Below are 532 nucleotides of genomic sequence, written 5' to 3'. Positions count from 1 at the left end.
GCCGATCTTCGCGTCCGTCCGGCGGCCCGGATCCTCGATCCAGGAGATGGGCAGGTACAGCTCGCGGTCGATCAACGCGCGTCCTCTGGCGGAGGCGTAGGCCAGGAACACTCCCAGCTGGCAGTTGTCGATCTTCCCCGAAGTGCCGGTGTACTGCCGCTGCACTCCGGCCGACCGGGTGCCCTTCTTGATGAACCCGGTCTCGTCCACGGCCAGCACGCCGTCCTCGGCGCCCAGATGTTCCAGCACGAAGGTGCGGACTTCGTCCCGGACCGCGTCAGCGTCCCAGTCGGCCTGGTTCAGCAGCCGCTGCATACCGTCCGGGCACAGCTCGCCGGCCTGCTCGGCCAACGTCCATCCGTTCTTGCGTTCCAACGGCGCGAGCAGCCCGCGCAGATACTCCCCTGCCCGCCGACGCGGCTCGGACCTGCGGAAATACCCACCGATCCGAGCATGCAGAGCGTCCAGACCGGCCGCCCAGCGGTGCACCTCATCAACCGTGACGTCCCCACCCATACACAGCTCAACGAGC

At 67.9% G+C, this 532-nt stretch carries 1 protein-coding gene; it reads right to left on the bottom strand.

What is annotated here, in order from left to right:
- A partial coding sequence (locus ACSLTV_RS36185) for an IS701 family transposase (RefSeq protein ID WP_435613744.1) occupies positions 1-516 on the bottom strand: 516 nt, incomplete at its 3' end.
- Positions 517-532 lie beyond the last annotated feature (16 nt).

It is taken from the genome of Streptomyces sp. bgisy159, assembly GCF_965341775.1.
In the GTDB taxonomy this organism is placed as follows: domain Bacteria; phylum Actinomycetota; class Actinomycetes; order Streptomycetales; family Streptomycetaceae; genus Streptomyces.
Note: the sequence above shows the minus strand (reverse complement) of the source record. Positions and strands in the feature narration are given on the sequence as shown.